Annotated in this window: 1 protein-coding gene; it reads left to right on the top strand. The window is 37.4% G+C overall.

Features of this window, described 5'->3' with window-relative positions; genetic code table 11:
- Nucleotides 1-52: 52 nt before the first annotated feature.
- A partial coding sequence (locus VQ048_RS12765; protein WP_327611994.1) for a transposase occupies nucleotides 53-385 on the top strand: 333 nt, incomplete at its 3' end.

The following is a 385-nucleotide window of genomic DNA, read 5'->3' as shown; positions in this document are numbered from 1 at the left end:
TATATAGTATAATAGTTAAGGAGTGTTTTCAAAAAAAGAATTACATTTAATTATGGAAACACCTAAAAAGAAAAGTTCCGAAAAATTCGTAAAAGACATCCGTAAAAATACCAGACGGATCTTTACAGCCGAGCAGAAAATTTTAATCGTAATGGAAGGGCTTCGTGCAGAAACTTCTGTAGCGGAACTATGCCGACAGCATAATATTGCCCAATCTCAGTTTTATTCCTGGAACAAAGAATTTATGGAAGCCGGTAAAAAACGACTCAACGGCGATGTCATTAGAGAAGCCACGAGTGATGAAGTGTCGGATTTGAAGAAAGAGAATGCCCGACTGAAGGAAATGGTTGCCGATTTGGTTCTGCGCTATGACATTGTAAAAAAA

The sequence above is a fragment of the Bergeyella anatis genome, from assembly GCF_036016955.1.
Classification (GTDB): Bacteria; Bacteroidota; Bacteroidia; order Flavobacteriales; family Weeksellaceae; genus JAYWXI01.
This window is presented reverse-complemented; position numbering and strand designations above follow the sequence as displayed.